The organism is Pseudomonas sp. 32_A (assembly GCF_017490905.1).
Taxonomy (GTDB): Bacteria; Pseudomonadota; Gammaproteobacteria; order Pseudomonadales; family Pseudomonadaceae; genus Aquipseudomonas; species Aquipseudomonas inefficax.
The window spans coordinates 30931-52211 of sequence record NZ_JAFGYI010000025.1; the positions used below are offsets into that span (position 1 = coordinate 30931).

At 62.9% G+C, this 21281-nt stretch carries 19 protein-coding genes; 8 read left to right on the plus strand and 11 right to left on the minus strand.

Annotated elements, in window-relative coordinates:
* The first annotated feature begins 6 nt into the window (after nt 1-6).
* Nucleotides 7-1773 carry a KinB sensor domain-containing domain gene (locus tag J5M58_RS16280; protein ID WP_112251735.1) on the plus strand — a complete coding sequence of 589 codons (1767 nt, stop codon included), beginning with the start codon at nt 7-9 and terminating at the stop codon, nt 1771-1773.
* 39 nt (nt 1774-1812) lie between these two features.
* On the opposite strand, the gene J5M58_RS16285 is transcribed toward J5M58_RS16280, so the two are convergent.
* The 8 genes from J5M58_RS16285 to J5M58_RS16320 form a co-directional block, all read right to left on the minus strand.
* Nucleotides 1813-3417 carry an EAL domain-containing protein gene (locus J5M58_RS16285; protein WP_207878741.1) on the minus strand — a complete coding sequence of 535 codons (1605 nt, stop codon included), beginning with the start codon at nt 3415-3417 and terminating at the stop codon, nt 1813-1815.
* 321 nt (nt 3418-3738) lie between these two features.
* On the minus strand, nt 3739-4527 hold the full coding sequence (locus tag J5M58_RS16290) for an N-acetylmuramoyl-L-alanine amidase (RefSeq protein WP_112251733.1): 789 nt from the start codon (nt 4525-4527) through the stop codon (nt 3739-3741).
* Between the two features lie 66 nt (nt 4528-4593).
* Nucleotides 4594-4989, minus strand: a complete 396-nt coding sequence (locus J5M58_RS16295; RefSeq protein WP_112251732.1) for a hypothetical protein — start codon at nt 4987-4989, stop codon at nt 4594-4596.
* A 94-nt stretch (nt 4990-5083) separates the two neighbouring features.
* The gene (locus J5M58_RS16300; protein WP_112251731.1) at nt 5084-7027 is read right to left on the minus strand and encodes a GGDEF domain-containing protein; all 1944 of its coding nucleotides are present in this window, start codon (nt 7025-7027) and stop codon (nt 5084-5086) included.
* Between the two features lie 27 nt (nt 7028-7054).
* Nucleotides 7055-7909, minus strand: coding sequence for an endonuclease/exonuclease/phosphatase family protein (locus J5M58_RS16305; RefSeq protein WP_112251730.1), 855 nt, complete (start codon nt 7907-7909; stop codon nt 7055-7057).
* Between the two features lie 12 nt (nt 7910-7921).
* On the minus strand, nt 7922-8554 hold the full coding sequence (gene dsbA, locus J5M58_RS16310) for a thiol:disulfide interchange protein DsbA (RefSeq protein WP_112251729.1): 633 nt from the start codon (nt 8552-8554) through the stop codon (nt 7922-7924).
* A 195-nt stretch (nt 8555-8749) separates the two neighbouring features.
* Nucleotides 8750-9367 carry a cytochrome c gene (locus tag J5M58_RS16315; protein WP_003256951.1) on the minus strand — a complete coding sequence of 206 codons (618 nt, stop codon included), beginning with the start codon at nt 9365-9367 and terminating at the stop codon, nt 8750-8752.
* Nucleotides 9368-9398: 31 nt separating this feature from the next.
* Nucleotides 9399-9701 (minus strand): cytochrome c5 family protein, encoded by a 303-nt coding sequence (locus tag J5M58_RS16320; RefSeq protein ID WP_015268479.1) that lies wholly within the window; start codon nt 9699-9701, stop codon nt 9399-9401.
* Between the two features lie 201 nt (nt 9702-9902).
* Between J5M58_RS16320 and yihA the strand changes: the two genes are divergently transcribed.
* Nucleotides 9903-10535 (plus strand): ribosome biogenesis GTP-binding protein YihA/YsxC, encoded by a 633-nt coding sequence (gene yihA / locus J5M58_RS16325; protein ID WP_003252993.1) that lies wholly within the window; start codon nt 9903-9905, stop codon nt 10533-10535.
* 401 nt (nt 10536-10936) lie between these two features.
* Here yihA and polA read toward each other — a convergent pair whose 3' ends face one another.
* Nucleotides 10937-13684 carry a DNA polymerase I gene (gene polA / locus J5M58_RS16330; RefSeq protein WP_207878743.1) on the minus strand — a complete coding sequence of 916 codons (2748 nt, stop codon included), beginning with the start codon at nt 13682-13684 and terminating at the stop codon, nt 10937-10939.
* Nucleotides 13685-13759: 75 nt separating this feature from the next.
* Between polA and J5M58_RS16335 the strand changes: the two genes are divergently transcribed.
* Together J5M58_RS16335 and J5M58_RS16340 are read left to right on the plus strand one after the other, a co-directional pair.
* Nucleotides 13760-14047, plus strand: coding sequence for a DUF2782 domain-containing protein (locus J5M58_RS16335; RefSeq protein ID WP_013970316.1), 288 nt, complete (start codon nt 13760-13762; stop codon nt 14045-14047).
* A 69-nt stretch (nt 14048-14116) separates the two neighbouring features.
* A complete protein-coding gene (locus J5M58_RS16340) occupies nt 14117-15067 on the plus strand; it encodes a homoserine kinase (RefSeq protein ID WP_112251726.1) in 951 nt (316 codons plus the stop codon).
* A gap of 111 nt (nt 15068-15178) precedes the next feature.
* Here J5M58_RS16340 and J5M58_RS16345 read toward each other — a convergent pair whose 3' ends face one another.
* A complete protein-coding gene (locus J5M58_RS16345; protein ID WP_207878744.1) occupies nt 15179-16135 on the minus strand; it encodes a zinc ABC transporter substrate-binding protein in 957 nt (318 codons plus the stop codon).
* 18 nt (nt 16136-16153) lie between these two features.
* Between J5M58_RS16345 and zur the strand changes: the two genes are divergently transcribed.
* The 4 genes from zur to J5M58_RS16365 all read left to right on the plus strand — a co-directional run bounded on the left by zur (nt 16154) and on the right by J5M58_RS16365 (nt 19022).
* The gene (zur, locus tag J5M58_RS16350) at nt 16154-16639 is read left to right on the plus strand and encodes a zinc uptake transcriptional repressor Zur (RefSeq protein ID WP_112251724.1); all 486 of its coding nucleotides are present in this window, start codon (nt 16154-16156) and stop codon (nt 16637-16639) included.
* On the plus strand, nt 16636-17412 hold the full coding sequence (znuC, locus tag J5M58_RS16355; protein ID WP_133969843.1) for a zinc ABC transporter ATP-binding protein ZnuC: 777 nt from the start codon (nt 16636-16638) through the stop codon (nt 17410-17412). The genes zur and znuC overlap by 4 nt, the downstream gene beginning before the upstream one ends.
* Entirely contained in the window at nt 17405-18187 is a 783-nt protein-coding gene (znuB, locus tag J5M58_RS16360) for a zinc ABC transporter permease subunit ZnuB (RefSeq protein WP_112251722.1), read from the plus strand. The genes znuC and znuB overlap by 8 nt, the downstream gene beginning before the upstream one ends.
* A gap of 127 nt (nt 18188-18314) precedes the next feature.
* Complete coding sequence (locus J5M58_RS16365) at nt 18315-19022, plus strand: PA5502 family lipoprotein (protein ID WP_112251721.1); 708 nt, start codon at nt 18315-18317, stop codon at nt 19020-19022.
* A gap of 109 nt (nt 19023-19131) precedes the next feature.
* Here the strand turns inward: J5M58_RS16365 and katE are convergent, their stop codons facing one another.
* A complete protein-coding gene (katE, locus tag J5M58_RS16370; RefSeq protein WP_207878746.1) occupies nt 19132-21267 on the minus strand; it encodes a catalase HPII in 2136 nt (711 codons plus the stop codon).
* Nucleotides 21268-21281 lie beyond the last annotated feature (14 nt).

Sequence of the window (21281 nt, forward strand, 5' to 3'; positions counted from 1 at the left end):
CGTCCCATGAAGCTGCGCACGCGGCTTTTCCTCAGCATTTCGGCATTGGTCACCGTGGCCCTGCTCGGGCTGCTGCTGGGCCTGGTCAGCGTGCTGCAGATGGCCACGGTGCAGCAGAGACTGGTGCGCGATACCACCCACACCCTGGAAACAGGACTGAAGTTGCGCCAGAACCTTGGCGAACAGTTGACCCTGATCCTTGATGAAGACACCGCCCCGGAGAACCTGCGGCTGCTGCAGGAAAACTTCCAGAAACTGCTCGAGCAAGGGCTGGACCAAGGCGGCGAGCGCACCGGCTTCAGCAAGGCCAGCAGCAATTACCAGGCCTTCCTCCAGGCCTACCGCGATAGCCCGGCGCCCTCCCGCAGCATGGGGGTTGAGCAACCACTGGGGGCCGCGTTCAACCAGGTCCGCACCGACCTGATCGATTCCCACAAGCAGGCCCTGGAGTACATCACCCGCAGCGAGGAGCACACCCGCGACCACGCCCTGCTGGTCAGCGGTGTACTTGGCCTGATGGGCCTGGTGGTACTGGTACTGGGCTTCATCACCGCCCACAATATTGCCCGGCGCTTCGGCCAGCCGATCGAAGCCTTGGCCAAAGCAGCCGACCAACTCGGCAAGGGCGATTTCGACGTTACCCTGCCGGTCACACAAGCCACGGAACTGAACCAACTGACCCGACGCTTCGGCCTGATGGCCGATGCCTTGCGCAAGCACCAGGCCACCAACGTCGATGAACTGCTGGCCGGCCAGCAACGCTTGCAGGCCGTACTGGATAGCATTGACGATGGCCTGCTGATCATCGACCGCCAAGGCCGCCTGGAGCACCTCAACCCGGTGGCGCAGCGCCAGCTGGGCTGGACCGATAGCCGCGCTGGCAGCAGCCTGGCCGAAGCCCTGCAGCGCCCGGAGCTGGAACAGCAGCTACGCCAGGTACTGCGCGGCGGCAACCTCGACCGTCAGCCGGACGACCTGAACATGGACGTCGATGACGAAACGCGCCTGCTCGCCTACAGCCTGACCCCGGTCAGCCACCCGCAAGGACCGATACTTGGCGCAGTGATGGTGTTGCACGATGTAACCGAGCAGCGAGCCTTCGAACGCGTGCGCAGCGAATTCGTGCTGCGCGCTTCCCATGAGCTGCGTACGCCGGTAACCGGCATGCACATGGCCTTCGGCCTGTTGCGCGAGCGGCTCAAGTTCCCGCCCGAGTCGCGCGAGCATGACCTGCTGGAGACCATCGGCGAGGAAATGCAGCGCCTGACCCAGTTGATCAACGACCTGCTCAACTTCAGCCGCTACCAGAGTGGGATGCAGAAGCTCGATCTGGCTCCCTGCGCCATCGACGAACTGCTGGAGCGTGCACAACAGCGCTTTGCCGAACCGGCGGCGCACAAGCAGATCGAGCTGATCACGGAACTGGAGCCGCCGCTACCGCGTATCCAGGCAGACGTCACCCAACTTGACCGGGTGCTGGACAACCTGTTGCACAATGCCATCCGCCATACCGCCAGCGGCGGGCGTATCCGCCTGCACGCACGACGGCATGCGGAGCGGGTGATCATCAGTGTCGAAGATAACGGCGAAGGCATTGCCTATGGGCAACAAGGGCGCATCTTCGAGCCCTTCGTACAGGTAGGGCGCAAGAAAGGCGGCGCGGGGCTGGGGCTGGCGTTGTGCAAAGAGATCGTGCAGCTGCATGGCGGGCGCATGGGCGTGTTTTCCCGACCGGGGCAGGGGACCCAGTTCTACATGGCGCTGCCGGTCTGAATGTTGCCTGTCACGGCCCCATCGCCGGTGCAGGATCACTCAATGCTCAACCCGCCGCGGCAACCGTCCGCGGGTCACCAGTTCGGCAAACTGCTGGGCATTCAGTGGCCGGGCAAAAAGCCAGCCCTGGCCATAATTGACCCCTTCGCTGTTCAGCAGTACCGCTTGGTCTTCACACTCGATGCCTTCGGCAATCACCCGCAGGTGCAGGTCGTGGGCCATGCGGATGATATGCGGCGCAACACCGCTGCTGGCGGCGTCGTGCCCCAGGGCATCGATAAAAGCCTTGTCGATCTTCAAGCAGTCCACCGGCAGGGTTTGCAGGTAGGCCAGGCTGCAATAACCCGTACCAAAATCGTCGATCAGCACCTGATGCCCCACCGCGCGCAGCGCCTGCAGGTTGTCGCGCGCTACCACCACATCGATCAGGCCGCGCTCGGTCACCTCGAAGGCAATCTGGCTGGCCGCTACCCGGTGCATGGCCAGCAAGCGTGCCGCCACCCGTCCAATGCGCGGCACCATCACATCGCAAGCCGCCAGGTTCACCGATATGTACAAGTTGGGGTGCGAGCGCAGCAGTTGCCCTAACTGTTCCAGCACACGCTGCAGGACAAAGTCGGTGATCTGGCGGATCTGCCCGGTGTTTTCCGCCAACGGGATGAACAGGTCCGGGCTGGTCAGGGTGCCGTCCGGGCGACGCCAGCGCACCAGGGCCTCCGCCCCGACACAGCGCCGGCTGTCGAGCTCGAAGATCGGCTGGTAGAGCACCTGCAGTTCGCCGCGACGCAGGGCATTCTGCAATTCCGAGCTCATCGACCGCCGCTGCAGGATCAGTTGCAACACCAGCCAGCCGATGCAGCAGGCCGCCAGCACACTGCCGGGGAACAGAAGCCAGAGCATGCCGTTCATTCTCAACGGCAGGCTCGCCCTCGGGGCAATCAACACCAACTGGTAGTCCGGTGACTTGGTCGGCATTCGGTAGATCAGGCGATCGCTGAGTTCGAGCAGCGACTTGTGGCTGGTCGACCAGGCCGAGGGTGGCGGCCATACCTGCGGGGGGCCCAGCACGGGGATAGCCCGGGTGCCGTTGTCCAGCACCACGACCAGGCTACCGCCCGGGGGCAGGTCGACCACATCGGTCAGGTGCCCACGAGAGGTGGACACCACGAACTTGCCCCTCCCCAGCATCAATGCGGCCAGGTTCTCGTTCGGCTCGGTCGTGGTGTTCAGCCAGTAGCTGTAAGTCGGCCCCTGGATGTCGGGGATGCGCAAGGGTTCGAACGCCCGCTCATCACCGCGGTTCGAACAGGCGATATCACCATCCACGTATGCCGCTTCATATATGAAGCGTGAGCTCAGGCCTACCTGCTGCAATGCCGTCAGCATCGCCGGGCTGCAGCCGCGCAAGGGCTGCGCCTGCAACAGGTCGACCCCTTCGCGCAACTGGCCGAACACCTGCTCAAGGCGCTCGAGAAAGCGTTCGCCTTGGGCGTTCATCTGTGCACTCTCGCTTTGCTTCATCTGTTGCAGGGCAATGCCGATACTGGCAGAAAGCAACAGAGCCGCGCTGGCCAGTGCTGCCAATGTGGCCAGCATCCAGGGACGGTAAAAAATTTGGCGCAGCAAGGCGATGAAGGCTGACATCGAAGGCATCCAGTTGATAACTAAGGTATAGCAACTGGATCAGGAATCACCTTTGCCGTTTGGCGCTTCGTTTGCTTGTTGGGAGATGGCCATCTCCCAAGGTTGCGCTGTCGCGCAGAGAACTCGATTTGCAGGCGCTACGCGGACTCTGTGGGAGCGGGCGTGCCCGCGAAGAAGCAAACGCGGTGGCTGGCACCGCGTTGGATTCTTCGCGGCTAAAGCCGCTCCCACAGGGCACGAGGATCGCTTGCGAATTCAGTTATCTGTGCGACAGCGCAGCCCAAAGGGCTGGGCAATCTCCCACAGAACCTCGCTGGCGGCTCAACGCATCCGGTTAAGCACCTGCAGCATCGCCGCCGTCTGCGCATCCGGCATGCCATCGAAGCGCTGCGGGCGGAAACGCATCTGGAACGCGGCGATCACATGGCGGGTGGCAACATCCAGTACCCCGGTTTGCTCGATCGCATAGCCAAACCGGGCCAGCTCCTGCTGATACCAGCCAACGCTCGGCGGGTTGACGCTGAAATAGGCTTGCTGCCGTGCCACGGCATTGGCATCCGGCCAGACACCCAATCCGGCGTCGGCCAGGCGCTTCCACGGGAATAGCGGCCCCGGGTCAAGCTTGCGCAGCGGTGCGATATCGCTGTGGCCAATGATGTGCCGTGGTTCGATATTGTTACGTTTGACGATGTCCTTGAGCAGCGCGATCAGCGATTGGACCTGCGCTTCGCTGTAAGGATGCCAGACCCGGCCATTCGGCGTGTCGGTAAAACCCGGGTTGACGATTTCGATACCGATGGAGGAGGAGTTCAGCCAGGTCCGGCCCTGCCACTGGCTATCACCAGCATGCCAGGCGCGGCGGCTTTCATCCACCAGCTGGTACACCGTCGCCGGGCCGTCACCAATCAGGTAATGGCTGCTCACTTCGCCATGGGTGAGCAACGCCAGGGAACGCTCCAGCGAAGCATTGGTGTAATGCAGGACAACGAACTGGATGCGGTTGTCCTGGTTGACCGAAGGGTGGCTACGGTCGACGCGCAGGCCGGTCGAGCAACCGGCGACAGCCAACAGCAGGAAGGGAATCAGGGTTTTTTTAAGCGTGGAAAGCACGTCAGTGGCCTCAGCGTATGAGCGCTACAGTATAACGTGCTCCCCAAGGGCCGTGCTTGCCGCGAGTCAGCGGCTGCACATCAGCATGAACTCCAGCGCGTTGTCACCGCTTGCGCTTTCAACATCCACCAACTGGGTCATGACGGTCACATGGCTGGTTAGCGGAGCACCGATGACCTTGGCTTGGCCATGCAGTTGCCGCTCATAGCTACTGGCATCGATAGGTGAAGCCACACAGAAACGAGGGTTACCTGACACGGCGGAAGGCTTGAGCAGAATCTTATACTGGTTGAAGTAGTTGGGCTGTGCCTGCAGTTCGATACTGCTGATCCATTGCGGCGACTGCTGCATCAGCGTGCCATCCGCAGCAATATGCGCTGTCAGGATGGTTTGCTTGGCGTGGGCGCTGGCCTGGAAAGCCAGCCCGATCATGAGCGGCACGTACCATGCTCGAATTTTCATGTTCCGGTTCCTTGTATGGAGCGACGAAGGCCGGCCACCTGCTGGCCAGCCTTGCCAGTTTCGATCCACACGCCACCATTAGCGCGGTAACTATCTACCCCTGCTCGACACGATTGCGCCCCAGTTCCTTGGCCCGGTACAGCGCCGCATCAGCGCGCTTGAGCACCTGGTCGCCGCGCTCGCCGGACCGGAATGCACCCAGGCCGATGGAGGTGGTGATCACCACCCGTTCGCCCTTGAAGTGGAACGGGCACGCCTCGACCGTGGCTCGCAGCACCTCGGCTATCTGGGCAGCGGCGGCCGGCGAGGTCTGCGGCAGTAACAGGACAAACTCCTCGCCGCCAAAACGGGCGATGAAGTCACCGCTGCGCAGGCGCTTGCGCAACTGGTCGGCGACGATCTTCAGTACTTTGTCCCCAGCCAGGTGCCCATAGCTGTCGTTGATACGCTTGAAATGGTCCAGGTCGAGGATCGCCATCGCCAGATGGCCGCCATGTGCCTGCCATTCGAGCATTTCGCGCTCGACCCGCTCGCTCCAGGCCGCTCGGTTGGGCAAGCCGGTGAGGGGATCGAGCAAGGCCTTCTGGCGCTGTTCTTCGAGGTGCTCGCGGTAGCCGAGTGCCTCGTGCTCCATGCTCGCCACCCGCTCCGAAAGCCCTTGCAGGCGCCCAGCCAGCTCCTGCTCGCGGCGATCACGCTCATGCTTGTGCTCGTCCATGGTCACCAACAGGCCTTCCAGGCGGTTTTCCAGGATGTGCTTGAGGCTGTCGACGTCGGCGGCGCCTTGCACACTGCTCTGCAGCCCGTCGACGTGCTCACGCAGCTGGGTATCCAGCTCGCGGGCGGCCGAGCTGTTGTCGGCATGGCCGGCGCTGGCCTCGTGCAGGTGGCTCTGGAAACCTTCCAGGCGTTCGTTGAGCTGCTGCAGATAGGTTTCGAATTCGTGCTGGCCGCTGTCAGTGATTGCCAGCATGAGCACGGCCAGGTCATCTAGCACCGGGATCAGCTCATACCAGTTCAGGCCGCGGGCGACCCGTTCTCGCATCTCGAGCGCCTGGGCCTTGTGTCGCTCCGGCAGGCTGAGGTCATCGAGCAGGCCGATCAGGGTGTGCTCGATGTGCTCGGCAACCTGGCTGTAGGGCGGTTCCACAGCGTAAGGCAGGGCGTAGGTGCCATCTTCGCCGAAGGTTTCTTCGAGTGTTTGTGCCGGTTCTGCTTCAGCCGGAGACTCGCTGGTGACAGCTTCCGGTGCCGGCACATCGTCCGGTAGCGGCTGCGGTAGCGGGGCCGGTGCCAGTTCGGCCGTTTCGATCAGCGCCGGGCCAGGAGCCTCCAGCACGGGCTCCGACGCTACGGGTGCTTCGACAACAGAAGCTGAAGAGGCTGGCAGCGGCTGGAGCGCGTCCACATCGTCGGCCTGCGGGGCATCGACGGCGGCCGGTGCCACCAAGGGCTGCGCCTCGACAACCGGAAGCGCGAGCGGCACAAGCTCTGGCTCGCCTTGCAGATCATCCTCGCGGCTGCCGAACAAGCGCTGCAAGAAGCCGGGCCGGGCGTCCTCAGCCGACTTGCCCAAGGCTGACAGCGCGCGGCCCTGCAAGCCGCTCAACTCGCCCAGCAACGGTGGCAAGTCACGTGACTGGGCCACCCCGCCATCGAGCTTCTTCGCCAGCTTTTTCAACGGCCGCGACACATCGTTTGGCAATGGCAGGCCTTGTAGTTGGCCCACCAGTGCGGCCAGCGCATCGCTGACCTGGTTCATGCGGGCTTCCCGGCGCTGCTCGGAGTCCAGCACCGCCTTCTCAAGACGTGGAATCAACCCTGCAAGGCCGGCGTCCATGTTGTCGCTGCGGATGACCTCGCGCATTTCCTTCATGCACTGGTCCACCACCTTGTCGCTGCCTTCGGCAGCCAGGGTGCTGCGTACCAGGCCGCGACGCAGCAGGTCGAGACGGGCGTCCCAACGGCGCTCGAGCTTTTCCTGCTGCTCGATGCTTTTCAGGTATTTCTCTTTCCAGCGCTCAGCGTCTTCAGTCATGCCCGGGTCCGCAAACGGTGATGGCAATTAGCTCAGGACCGGCAGCGTATCCACAGTCAATGCATCAGGCAATCGAATCTCGACAGCAACGGGAAGGTGGTCGGAAATTGGCTGCGCCAGCACCTCGACACGCTCCAGCGTGAGGCTCGGGCTGAGCAGGATGTGGTCCAGGCACCGCTGTGGGCGCCAACTGGGGAAGGTGGCTTCCACTTGTGGGGCAACCAGGCCGAGGTCGCGCAACGGCGAGTGCTCCAGCAGGTCGGTTGCATGGGTATTCATGTCACCCATCAGCACTTGGTGGCGGTAGCCGCCAATCAGCTCGCGGATGTAGCCCAGCTGCAAGGCGCGGGTCTTGGCTCCCAGGGCCAGGTGCATCATCACCACGATCAGCGCATCTTCACCCTCGCCAAAGCGCACCAGGATCGCACCACGCCCAGACGGGCCGGGCAACGGGTGATCCTCCAGCAGCTGCGGCTTCAGACGGCTGAGCACGCCATTGCTGTGCTGGGCAAAACGCCCGAGGTTGCGGTTGAGTTGCTGGTACCAGTAGGGGAAGGCCCCCAGGTGGGCAAGGTGCTCGACCTGATTGACGTAGCCCGAGCGCAGGCTACCGCCATCGGCCTCCTGCAAGGCCACCAGGTCAAAGTCGCCCAGCAGTTGGCCAATTTTCTGCAGGTTGCCGGCACGCCCGTTGTGCGGCAGCAGGTGCTGCCAGCTGCGGGTCACGTAATGCCGGTAGCGCTCGGTGCTGATGCCCACCTGGATGTTGAAACTGAGCAGCCGCAGGCGACCATCCTCGGGCAGGCCAGGGGCCTGCAGGTGATGCTCGTTGACCTGCGGCTGGTGCAGGCCAATGCCACGCGCGGTTCTGAAGCGGCGCATGGGTTACGCCGCTTACTTAGCGGCGCGCTCCTTGGCGATCAGCTGGTCGGCAACGTTCAGTACGCCTTCCGGCCCGCCGGCAGTACCCAGGTCGAAGCGGTACTTGCCGTTGACCACCATGCTCGGTACGCCGGTGATCTCGTACTTCTTCGCCAGTTCCTTGGCCTGGTTGACCTGACCCTTGATGGCGAACGAGTTGAAGGTGGCGAGGAACTTGTCCTTGTCCACGCCTTGGGTGGCGAGGAAGTCGGCCATGTCCTGCGGGTCGGTCAGGCGCTTGCGCTGGTTTTGAATGGCATCGAACACCGCGGCGTGCACCTTCTGCTCGACGCCCATGGCTTCGAGGGTCAGGAACATCTGGCCGTGCGCGTCCCATGCGCCACCGAACATGGCCGGTACGCGCTTGAAGTTGACGTCCTTCGGCAGTTTTTCGACCCATGGGTTGATGGTCGGCTCGAAGTGGTAGCAGTGTGGGCAGCCGTACCAGAACAGCTCGACCACTTCGATCTTGCCAGGCACGGAAACCGCAACAGGGTTGCTCAGCTCGAGGTATTCCTTGCCGGCGACAGGCTCGGCGGCCTGGACGGCAGTCATACCGAATACGCTGGCAGCGACCAGCGCGGCGCTGAGAATCAGTTTACGCATGCTTTACTCCTGGACAGTCATTGGTCGCCACGACGCGACCTGCACTGAGACAAGCCGCGAAGGGGTCGAGTTCTGTAGTGTAACGGCTGCGGACGGAAAAAAGGGCGGTCCCGCCGCCCTTTAATCATTGGCCTACAACATTAACTGAAAGTTAATACGCCGCCTGTAATGGCCCATCGCCGGCTACCCAAGGCGTCAGTGCAGACCCTGGATGTAGCTGGCCAACGCCTCGATATCGTGGTTGCTCAACTTGCCGGCGATGGTGCGCATGGTCATGGCATCGCCATCGTTGGTGCGGTTGCCTTCGCGGAAGTCGGTAAGCTGCTTGGTCACATACTGCGCGTGCTGCCCGCCCAGGTGCGGGAAGCCGGCCAAGGCGATACCCGCGCCGTTAGGCGAGTGGCAACCGGTGCAGGCAGGCATGCCTTTTTCCAGGTCGCCGCCGTTGAACAGCGCCCGGCCACGTTCGACCAGCTTGGGATCGGCGGCACCCACGCTGCCTTTCTGGCTGGAGAAGTAGGCGGCGATATCGGCCAGGTCCTGGTCGCTGAACGCGGCCAGCATGCCGGTCATCTCCAGCACGGTACGCTTGCCCGACTTGATGTCGTGCAATTGTTTTTCGAGGTAGCGCTGGCCTTGGCCGGCCAGTTTCGGGAAGTTCGGTGCCAGGCTGTTGCCGTCGGGGTTGTGGCAGGCGCCACAGACGGCCGTCTTGGCCTGGCCGGCGGCGGCATCGCCTTTGACGGGTTGCGCAGCAGTGGCCGCACCTGCGACACCCAGGGTCAACAGCAGACTCACGACTAGTTTGTTCATCAGCTAATCCAACACGGCTAAGGGTGAAATGTTATGTATCGGGACTGCCGCTCATCCAAAGGATGACCAAACGGTAGTCCTCGGCACTGCAGTCCATGCACAATCCACGCGGCGGCATAGCCTTGAAACCCTGGGTAACGTGCTTCACCAGTACATCCATGCCTTGCGCCAGCCTTGGCTCCCATGCTGCCCGGTCACCCTGCCTGGGTGCCTGTGGCAACTGCCCGGTGTGACAGGCCGCACACGTGCGGTTGTACAACACCTCGGGATCCTGTGTAGCCTGTGCGCTGAAAAACGGCAGGAACATACCGACAGCAAGCAGCCATTTCGCCATGCGGAACGACCTTCAGGGTTGGGGGCCGCGCTGCGTTCTGTTGCGCGAGCTATTGTTCGACACCCCATGCCCGTTCTCCTTCGCTGGGAGAATGAGCACACAAAAACTGGGGCATTATATACTTCCGCCATCCAAACGGAAACGACACCGCTTGCCAGGCTCGGACCTGAAGAGTCAGGCAACACCCACATCGGATATCCCATGCAAGTCAAGAACCCCATCCTCGGCCTCTGCCAGAAAGCCAAATTCGCCCTCAGCGCTGCCAAGGTCGAACAATGCCCGGACGACCAGGGTTACGAGGTGGCTTTCGCCGGCCGCTCCAACGCCGGCAAATCCAGCGCCCTCAATACCCTGACTCATGCCAGCCTGGCACGCACCTCGAAAACCCCCGGGCGCACCCAGCTGTTGAATTTCTTCAGTCTGGACGATGAACGGCGTTTGGTCGACCTGCCGGGCTACGGTTATGCAAAAGTCCCGATTCCGCTCAAGCAACATTGGCAGAAACACCTGGAAGCCTATTTGGGCAGCCGGGAGTGCCTGCGTGGCGTGATCCTGATGATGGACGTTCGCCACCCGATGACCGACTTCGACAAGATGATGCTCGACTGGGCCAAGGCCAGCAGCATGCCGATGCACATCTTGCTGACCAAGGCCGACAAGCTGACCCACGGCGCGGGCAAGAACACCCTGCTCAAGGTGCAGTCGGAAATCCGCAAGGGCTGGGGCGACGGCGTGACCATCCAGCTGTTCTCGGCGCCCAAGCGCCTGGGCGTGGAAGATGCTTATCGCGTGTTGGCGGACTGGATGGAGCTGGAAGACAAGCCAGTCATTTGAAGGCTTGCTCGTAACCTGTGGGAGCGGGTTTACCCGCGAATGCGGCGGTGCATCCGACATCGCATTCGCGGGTAAACCCGCTCCCACAGGGTTCTCCACTAGCCATAAGTCAAATTCCGGGCAAAAAAAACCCCGGACTTCGTATGGGGAGGGGGAAGTTCGGGGTCCAAGTCCGGACCGCTAGGGCGGGGTCCAGATATCTGCCAACACTTAACACAACATAGGAGCATCGAAAGGCTTCACCAGCCATTCAGTTACTCTGAGTTCCGCTTCACCGGTTTAGTTCCAAAGCCCTGAAAACTATTTGCGATAGTTTCATGAAACCTCAGCACCACTGGCACTGAGCAGTGCCAGGATCCGCATCCCTACGTCACGGATCCTACACAGCTTTGCGCGTCGGATCAGTGAGCTTCGTCCCAATTCGCACCAATTCCTGCCTCGACCAGCAGCGGCACATCCAGTTGCGCGGCCTTGCTCATGTGCAGGCGAATTTCATCTTTAACCTGCTCAACCAAGTCCTCGCGCACTTCAAGTACCAGTTCGTCGTGTACCTGCAGGATCACCCGGGCATCCAGCCCGCTCTCGCTCAGCCAGTTATCCACATTGACCATGGCCCGCTTGATGATGTCGGCCGCAGTGCCCTGCATGGGGGCGTTGATCGCCGTGCGTTCGGCGCCTTTGCGCAGAGCCGGGTTCTTGGCATTGATGTCAGGCAGGTACAAGCGGCGGCCGAACAAGGTTTCAACAAAGCCTTGCTCCGCAGCCTGGGCACGGGTGCGCTCCATATAGGCCAGCACGCCCGGGTAACGGGCGAAGTAGCGGTCGATGTAATCCTGCGACTGTTTGCGGTCGACACCGATCTGCTTGGCCAGGCCAAAGGCGCTCATGCCATAGATCAGGCCGAAGTTGATGGCCTTGGCACTGCGACGCTGGTCGGTGGTGACGTCTTCCAGAGCTACGCCGAATACCTCCGCGGCCGTGGCGCGGTGCACATCCAGGTCGTTACGGAAGGCATGCAGCAAGCCTTCGTCCTTGGCCAGGTGGGCCATGATGCGCAACTCGATCTGCGAGTAGTCCGCCGCCAGCAGCTTGTAGCCCGGGCTGGCGACGAAGGCCTGGCGGATGCGCCGGCCTTCGGCAGTACGGATAGGGATGTTCTGCAGGTTAGGGTCGCTGGACGAAAGCCGGCCGGTGGCCGCAACCGCCTGCTGGTAGGAGGTGTGGATACGCCCGGTGCGCGGGTTGATCTGCCCCGGCAGCTTGTCGGTGTAGGTGCTCTTGAGCTTGCTCAGGCTGCGGTACTGCATCAGTACCTCAGGCAGCGGGTAGCCTTGCTCGGCCAGCTCATCGAGCACTGCTTCTGCCGTGGATGGCTGGCCCTTGGTGGTCTTGCTCAGCACCGGCATGCCCAGTTTGTCGTAGAGAATCGCACCCAGCTGCTTGGGCGAGCCGAGGTTGAACTCCTCACCGGCCAGCTCATAGGCGCGCTGCTCCAGCTCAGCCATCTTCACCCCCAGCTCACCGCTCTGCACCTTCAGCAGCGCGGCATCGACCAGCGCACCCTGGCGCTCGATCCTGGCCAGCACCGGCACCAGCGGCATCTCGATGTCCATCAGTACCGGCTGCACGCTCGGTGTCTGCGCCAGGCGTGCCTGCAGCGCGTGATGCAGGCGCAGGGTGATGTCGGCGTCTTCGGCGGCGTAGGGGCCGGCCTTGTCCAGGTGGATCTGGTTGAAGGTCAGTTGCTTGGCGCCCTTGCCGGCGATGTCCTCGAAGGCGATGGTGGTGTGGTCGAGGTACTTCTGCGCCAGGCTGTCCATGTCGTGACGGGTGGCGGTAGAGTTCAGCACGTACGACTCGAGCATGGTGTCATAGGCCACGCCGCGCATTTCGATGGCGGGTGAGCCGTTGGCGAGGATGTTGATATCGTACTTGGCGTTCTGCCCGACCTTGGCCTTGGCCGGGTCTTCCAGCAGCGGCTTCAGCGCCAGTAGTACGGCTGCGCGGTCCAGCTGAACCGGCGCCCCCTCATAGTCATGGGCCAGCGGCACATAGGCCGCTTCATGCGGCTCGACAGCGAACGACACACCAACCAGTTGCGCCTGCTGGGCGTCCAGGCTGGTGGTTTCGGTGTCGAAGGCGAACAGTGGCGCCTGGCGCAGCTTCTCCAGCCAGAAGTCGAGACGGTCCTGGTCGAGGATGGTTTCATACCTGGGCTCGGCCTTGGCCGCTTGCTCCACGATCGGCGCGATGTCGTCACCGGCCTTGGCCGCGTCACGCTGCACCTCGGCGACCCAGCTCTTGAACTCCATCTCGGTGTACAGCGCCAGCAACGCTTCACGGTCCGGCTCGCCGCACACCAGGGCATCTACTTCGATATCCAGGGGCACATCGACCTTGATGGTAGCCAGCTCATAAGACAGGAACGCGGCGTCGCGGTGCTCTTCCAGCTTGGCCGGCAGGGTCTTGGCGCCGCGAATGGCCAGCGCCGGGACCTTGTCCAGGTTGGCGTACAAGTCGCTGAGGCCACCGCCGATGCCGGTCAGCAAGCCCACTGCGGTTTTTTCGCCCACACCTGGCACGCCGGGAATGTTGTCGACCTTGTCGCCCATCAGGGCCAGGAAATCGATGATGTGTTCCGGGCCGACGCCAAATTTCTCGTGCACGCCAGCTACGTCCAGCACGCTTCCGGTCATGGTGTTGACCAAGGTAATGTGCCCGTCCACCAACTGCGCCATGTCCTTGTCACCGGTCGAGATGATTACCGGCCGGCCCAGGGCTGCACTGCTGCGCGCCAGGGTGCCGATCACGTCATCAGCCTCGACCCCTTCCACGCACAGCAGCGGGTAGCCCAGCGCCTTGACGCTGGCATGCAGCGGCTCGATCTGTACCCGCAGGTCGTCCGGCATGCTCGGGCGGTTGGCCTTGTATTCGGCGAACATGGCATCGCGGAAGGTACCGCCCTTGGCGTCGAACACCACCGCGAACAGGCTGTCGGGGTATTGCTTGCGCAGGCTCTTGAGCATGTTCAGCACCCCCTTCACCGCGCCGGTCGGCATGCCCTTGGAGGTGGTCAGCGGCGGCAGCGCGTGAAAGGCGCGGTACAGGTAGGAGGAACCGTCCACCAGGACGAGGGGCGCTTGGCTCATGAGCAGAATCAACCTTTTCGACGGGTCCGGCGCTAGAATAGCCAGAATCATTGACGACAAAGGGACAAGGTTATCATGCGTACACTCAATCGCCTGTTACTGCTCGGTCTGTTGGCAACCATGCCTGTCGTCACCCTGGCGGCGGACGACGCCCCCTCGGCCGATCCCGAGGTGACCATTCGCACGGAAGGCGACAAAACCATCCAGGAGTACCGGCAGAACGGGTTCCTGTATGCAATCAAGATCACGCCGAAAAACGGCAAGCCTTATTTCCTGGTACGCGCCGATGGCTCTGATGGCAATTTCATTCGATCCGACCAGCCGGACATGCTGATTCCGTCCTGGAAGATCTTCGAGTGGTAATCTGACGCGCACCGTTCACATCAACCCGGCACTTCCCGGCGGAAGTGCCCGTATGGGCAATTCTTCATCATGTCAGTCTTCACCCCCGTGACCCGGCCTGAGCTGGAAACCTTTCTGGCACCGTACGCGCTGGGCCGTCTGCTCGACTTCCAGGGCATCGCCGCCGGCACCGAAAACAGCAATTTCTTCGTCAGCCTCGAACAGGGGGAGTTCGTCCTGACGCTTATCGAGCGCGGGCCCAGCGAGGACATGCCGTTCTTCATCGAGCTGCTGGACACCCTGCACGCGGCCGACATGCCGGTGCCCTATGCGATTCGTGACCGCGACGGCAACGGCCTGCGCGAGCTGTGCGGCAAGCCGGCGCTGCTGCAGCCACGGCTGTCGGGCAAGCACATCAAGGCACCGAACGCCCAGCACTGCGCCCAGGTCGGCGAGCTGCTGGCCCATATTCACCTGGCCACCCGCGAGCACATCATCGAGCGCCGCACCGACCGCGGCCTGGACTGGATGCTGGCCTCGGGTGCCGAGTTGCTGCCGCGCCTCAGCGCCGAGCAAGCCGCGCTGCTGCAGCCGGCGCTGGACGAAATCAGCGCGCACAAGGCTCAGATCCTGGCGCTGCCACGGGCCAACCTGCACGCCGACCTGTTCCGCGACAACGTGATGTTCGAAGGCACACACCTGACCGGTGTGATCGACTTCTACAACGCCTGTTCCGGGCCGATGCTGTATGACATCGCCATCACCGTGAATGACTGGTGCCTGGATGAACACGGCGCGATCGATGTGCCACGCGCCCAGGCGTTGCTGGCAGCCTATGCGGCGCTGCGGCCGTTCACCGCAGCCGAAGCCGAGCTGTGGCCGGAGATGTTGCGGGTAGGCTGCGTGCGCTTCTGGCTGTCGCGCCTGATTGCAGCAGAATCGTTTGCCGGGATGGATGTGATGATCCATGACCCGAGCGAGTTCGAAGTGCGTTTGGCGCAGCGTCAGCAGGTGGCCTTGCACCTGCCGTTTGCCCTCTAGACCGCATTTGCTTCTTCGCGGGTAAACCCGCTCCCACAGGTATGGTGACAGGCTTGAGATTTGTGCTGTCCCTGTGGGAGCGGGCGTGCCCGCGAAGAGGCCGGCACAGGCTTACAGCTGCTCCAGGCACCCAACCAGGTCGCCACCCAGTTTCTCCAGCAAGCGCTCATAGCCCTTGCCATCCACCGGGTCATTGCCGCCCAGCGCATCCAGCTCGGCCAGACGCACCGGCAAGCCGGCAGTCAAGGTCTCGGCCAGGCGCGGCCGCAACGGCGGCTCGCTGAACACACAGGTCTTGCCCACTTCCTGCAGGCGCTTGCGCATGGCTGCCACGTGCTGCGCGCCGGGCTGCACTTCTGCTGCCACGGTGAACACCCCGGTGTGCTTCAGGCCATACTCGGCCTCGAAATAGTCGAACGCTTCGTGGAACACGAAGTACGGCTTGCCGGCAATCCCGGCCACCCGCGCCTTGATCCGTCCATCCAGCGCGTCCAGGCGTGCGTCGAAGGCCTTGAGATTGCTTTGGTAGCGTGCCGCATTCACCGGATCGACCTGCGCCAGGTCAGCGGCCATTTTCGCTGCAATCACCCGCGCGTTGACCGACGATAGCCACAAATGAGCATCAAGGCTGCCTGGGCGGTGGTCGTGGTCATGGTCGTCGTGGTCTTCCTCTTCATGGGACTGGCTGTCCTCGCCAAAATGGCGCAGCTTCATGCCCGGCAGCGACTGCACGGCCACCGTGGGCTTGCTGCGATTGCTCAGCAACCGTGGCAGAAAGTTCTCCATGTCCGGGCCGATCCAGTACAGCAGGTCGGCGTCCGCCACCCGCCGCACGTCGGACGGGCGCAGCGCATAGTGGTGCGGCGAAGCACCCGGCGGCAGCAATACCTCTGGATTGCCGACACCATCCTGGACGGCGGCGGCGATCTGCTGCAGGGGTTTGATACTGGTCAGCACACGCACGTCAGCCTGGGCGGAAAATGCGATGAAAGCGACAAAAAGGACTAGGAATCGGGACACGGTGAATACTCGAGTCGTCAGAAACAGGTAACATAATAACGTCTCCATCCAGAACCGTCGCTGCCCATGTCCATCACGCCGCTGGCAAACCGTCCTCACGACCATTCCCATTGCGTACACAGCGCACTGGCTGAAGCCGATGCCTTGTGCACCCGCCAGGGCCTGCGCCTGACCGCACTGCGCCGCCGTGTGCTGGAACTGGTGTGGCAAAGCCACAAGCCGCTGGGTGCCTACGACATCCTCGCCGTACTCAGCGAGCAGGACGGCCGCCGCGCTGCACCACCGACGGTGTACCGGGCACTGGACTTCCTGCTGGAAAACGGCCTGGTGCACCGCATCGCCTCGCTCAACGCCTTCATCGGCTGTAGCCACCCCGAGCACGTGCATCAAGGGCAGTTCCTGATCTGCCGGGCCTGCCATGTGGCCATCGAGCTGGAACAGGACAGCATCAGCGAGGCCATCATCAGCAGCGCCAAGGGCGTGGGCTTCACGGTCGAGACCCAGACCGTGGAGGTGGTCGGCCTGTGCAGCAACTGCCGGAGCGCGGCATGAGCGACGCACTGATCCGCCTGGAGCAGGTCGGCGTCACCTTCGGTGGCGAGGCGGTGCTCGACAGCATCGACCTATCGGTCGCACCCGGCCAGATCGTTACCCTGATTGGCCCGAACGGCGCGGGCAAGACTACCCTGGTGCGCGCCGTGCTCGGTCTGCTCAAGCCGCACCGCGGCAGGGTATGGCGCAAGCCGAAACTGCGCATTGGCTACATGCCGCAAAAAATCCAGGTAGATGCCACGCTGCCGCTGTCGGTGCTGCGCTTCTTGCGCCTGGTGCCCGGTGTAGACCGCGCGGCAGCCTTGTCGGCGTTGCAGGAAGTGGGCGCCGAGCAGGTCATCGACAGCCCGATACAGACCATTTCCGGCGGCGAGATGCAGCGCGTGCTGCTGGCCCGCGCCCTGCTGCGCGAACCCCAGTTGCTGGTGCTCGACGAGCCGGTGCAAGGCGTAGACGTGGTCGGCCAGACCGAGCTGTACAACCTCATTACCCGCCTGCGCGACCGCCACGGTTGCGGCGTGCTGATGGTTTCCCACGACCTGCACCTGGTGATGAGTGCAACCGACCAGGTGGTGTGCCTGAACCGCCACGTGTGCTGTTCGGGCCACCCAGAGCAGGTCAGCGGTGACCCGGCATTCGTGGAGCTGTTCGGCCAGACCGCCGCCCCCAGCCTGGCCATCTACCACCACCATCACGACCACAGTCACGACCTGCACGGTTCGGTGGTCGCCCCTGGCACCCATGTTCACGGAGCGCACTGCAAGCATGGCTGATTTTCTTCTCTACGCCTTGCTTGCCGGCTTGTCCCTGGCGCTGGTGGCCGGCCCACTGGGCTCCTTCGTGGTGTGGCGGCGCATGGCCTATTTTGGCGACACCCTGTCCCACGCCGCCCTGCTCGGCGTTGCCCTGGGCTTTGCCCTGGACGTCAGCCCGGCACTGGCGGTAACCGTAGGCTGCCTGTTGCTGGCGATCTTGCTGGTGACCTTGCAGCAACGCCAGCCACTGGCCTCCGACACCCTGCTCGGCATCCTCGCACCCAGTACCTTGTCGCTGGGCCTGGTGGTGCTGAGCTTCATGCACGATGTGCGCATCGACCTGATGGCCTATCTGTTCGGCGATCTGTTGGCCATCAGCACCACCGACCTGGCCTGGATAATTGGCGGCAGCGTGCTGGTGTTGCTGCTGCTCGCTGCGTTGTGGCGGCCGTTGCTGGCAGTCACCGTGCACGAAGAGTTGGCAATGGTCGAAGGCCTGCCGGTGGCCGGGCTGCGCATGGCGCTGATGCTGCTGATCGCGGTGGTGATTGCCGTGGCCATGAAGATCGTCGGCGTGCTGCTGATCACCTCGCTGCTGATCATTCCTGCCGCTGCGGCGCAACGTCACGCCCGCTCTCCCGAGCAGATGGCCCTGGGCGCCAGCCTGCTGGGCGTGACCGCGGTATGCGGCGGCCTGGCCATGTCCTGGTTCAAGGACACCCCCGCCGGCCCGTCGATCGTGGTCTGCGCGGCAGTGCTATTCTTGCTGAGCCTGGCCCTGCCGAAACGCTGAAAAACAGGGCGCGTGAAGGCGCGCCCTGCAACCTTTTCGCACGTAAAGGGTCTGTAAGACTTGTTTTCGAGCGTGCGCACCTGGGTGTAGACTTGCTCGCTTTTTGCGCAAATAGAGAGTCGCAGGAATGAAGCCGTTCGCCTCCCGTTATCTGCTTGTTGCCGCGTTTTCCCTGTTCCTGGCTGCGTGTTCCAACGCGCCGGTCGAACAGGCCACCGCACCTGCTCAAGCCGATGCCTGGCAGCAGTTGCAACAAAACATCGCCAGCAACGAGCTGGCCACCGCCGAAGACCAGCTGGCTGCCCTGCAGGGCCAGGCGCCGGATGACGCGCGCCTGGAGCAATACCAGCGCCAGCTTGCCGAAGCCTACCTGCAACGTAGCCAGATCTTCCTGCAGAAGGGTGATGTGAACGCTGCTGCAACCGCCCTGGCCCGTGCCCGCGCGCTGATGCCACAGGCCCCGGCGGTGACTGGTGGCGACGCCGTGACCCAGGCGCGCAAGGCCGAGCTGGAAAAGGCTGAAGCGGCGTTGAAAGCGGCCGAGGCCAAGCCCAAGGCGCGCATCATCGACCCGGCTGCACCGAGCACCGTCGTGGCCTTGAAGACCACCGATAGCCGCGCCATGCGGCGCCAGCTGGATGACATTGCCGCCGATGTAGTGAGCTATCAATGCGATGTTGTGTTCCAGGTGCCGCGCACCGAGGATGCGCCTTGGCTGAAGACCTTGCTGGAGAAGCGCGTGCGCAAGATCGACAGCGGGTTCGAGCTGAAGCAGAAGCATGAAATCCAGCGGTCGCTGCCGGCGCAGGTAGTTCTGGTTCCGCATCAGCGTTAAGAATCTGGGGGCGCTGCGCGCCCCTTTCGCGACACAAGGCCGCTCCTACAAGGGAATGCGATCTCCTGTAGGAGGGGCCTTGTGTCGCGATGGGCTGCAAAGCAGCCCCTTAGGCCGGCACAGCCTCCGCAGCCGCCTCCCGCTCCCACACCCGATGCCCCTCTACCGCTTTGACGAAGGCATCCACGGTCTTCTGCTCATCTCCCAGCAGCAACCCCTTGTCTTCTTTCAGCCCCAGGCTGCCCAAAAGCTCTTTGGTCAACACCATCGCTTTCAGGTGCTTGTAGCCCTCCAGCAGGAAATGCCTGGCCAACCCGCTGGCCGCCAGCGCATCGGTCGACGCCTTGCCACCCGGCACGACAATTCCGTCGAACATGATCGATGGCATCCCCTCCATGGAAGCATCCACCGGCAGTTGCTTGCCGTCCGCAGCCTTCACCGGTGCTGAGGTTGGCCCCAGAACCAATGGCCGGGCACTGTGTGCTTCCAGGGCCTTGACCAACTTGTCCACGCTGGCAGCGTCTACGCCATCTGCCACCAGCACGGCAATCTTGCGCCCCTTGATGCCCACCGAACCAGGGTGGTTCATCTGGCTGAGGGCAGGCGACTGCGCAAGCTGGCTACCCTTCACTTGCACTGTGCCCGCGCTCGGCGCTGGCAAGCCCAGGTTGGCAGCCACCGCAGCCGCCAGCTTCAGGTCGATGTTGGCAAGAATTTCATTCACTTCCCGAGCACGGATCGTCTCCCGCTCCACCTTGCCCAATTCAAAGCTGTAAGCCTTGATGATGTGCTGCTGCTCGGTCGGGCTCATGCTCTGGAAGAACAACCGCGCTTGCGAGAAATGGTCGCCGAACGACTCGCTGCGCTGGCGGATCTTGTGCGCATCGATACGCTCCTGGTAACTCTCGAAGCCGCCATCCTGCGCGGCAGGTGGCGTTTCCTTCGGCCAGCCGCCGTCGATGGAATTGGGCTCGTAGGATGCACGGCCCCTGTGCACCACATGCTGATGCAGGGCGTCGCGCTGGTTGTTGTGGTTGGGCGCGACGGGGCGGTTGATCGGGATCTGGTGGAAGTTTGGCCCGCCCAGGCGGCTAAGCTGCGTGTCGGTGTAGGAGAACAGCCGGCCCTGCAGCAAAGGGTCGTTGGTAAAGTCGATACCAGGCACGATATGACCCGGGCAGAACGCCACCTGTTCTACTTCGGCAAAGAAGTTGTCCGGGTTGCGATTCAGGACCATCTTGCCCAAAGGTGTAACCGGCACCAGCTCTTCCGGGATTATCTTGGTCGGGTCCAGCAGGTCGAAATCGAATTTGTGCTCGTCGGCTTCCGGCACGATCTGCACGCCCAGTTCCCACTCCGGGTAATCGCCGGTCTCGATAGCCTCCCACAAGTCGCGACGCTGGAAGTCAGCGTCCTTGCCTGCCAGTTTCTGCGCTTCGTCCCATAGCAGGGAGTGCACACCCTGGCGTGGTTTCCAGTGGAATTTGACGAAGCTGGCTACGCCCTGGGCGTTGATCAGGCGGAAGGTATGCACCCCGAACCCTTCCATCATCCGCAAGCTGCGCGGGATCGCACGGTCCGACATCGCCCACATCACCATATGAGCCGACTCCGGTACCAGCGAGACGAAATCCCAAAAGGTGTCATGGGCCGAGGCGCCGGTCGGGATCTCGTTGTGCGGCTCCGGCTTTACGGCGTGAACGAAATCCGGGAATTTGATCGCATCCTGAATGAAGAACACCGGCATGTTGTTGCCCACCAGGTCGAAGTTGCCTTCGTCGGTGTAGAACTTGACCGCAAAACCCCTCACGTCACGCACGGTGTCGGCAGAGCCGCGCGGGCCCTGTACCGTGGAAAACCGCACAAAGACGGGCGTGACTTTTTCCGGGTCCTGCAGGAAGCCAGCCTTGGTCAGCTCGGCGTGGTTGCCGTAGCTCTGGAAGAAACCATGCGCCCCGGTCCCTCGCGCATGCACGATGCGCTCAGGGATGCGCTCGTGGTCAAAGTGCGTGATCTTCTCGCGCATGATGAAATCTTCGAGCAGCGAGGGGCCTCGATCACCGGCCTTCAGCGTGTTCTGGTTGTCAGCGATGCGCACCCCCTGGTTGGTACGCAGCGCCCGGCCCGTGGCATCGCTGCGGTCAGCCTCCAGGCTCTGCAACTTGGCGTTGGTATTGGCCCGGTCCGGGGTCTGGGTGCCAGCGGCCTCGCTGTGCTTTGGCGCATCCGTGTTCTTGCTGGGCATGGTCGGCTCTCCTC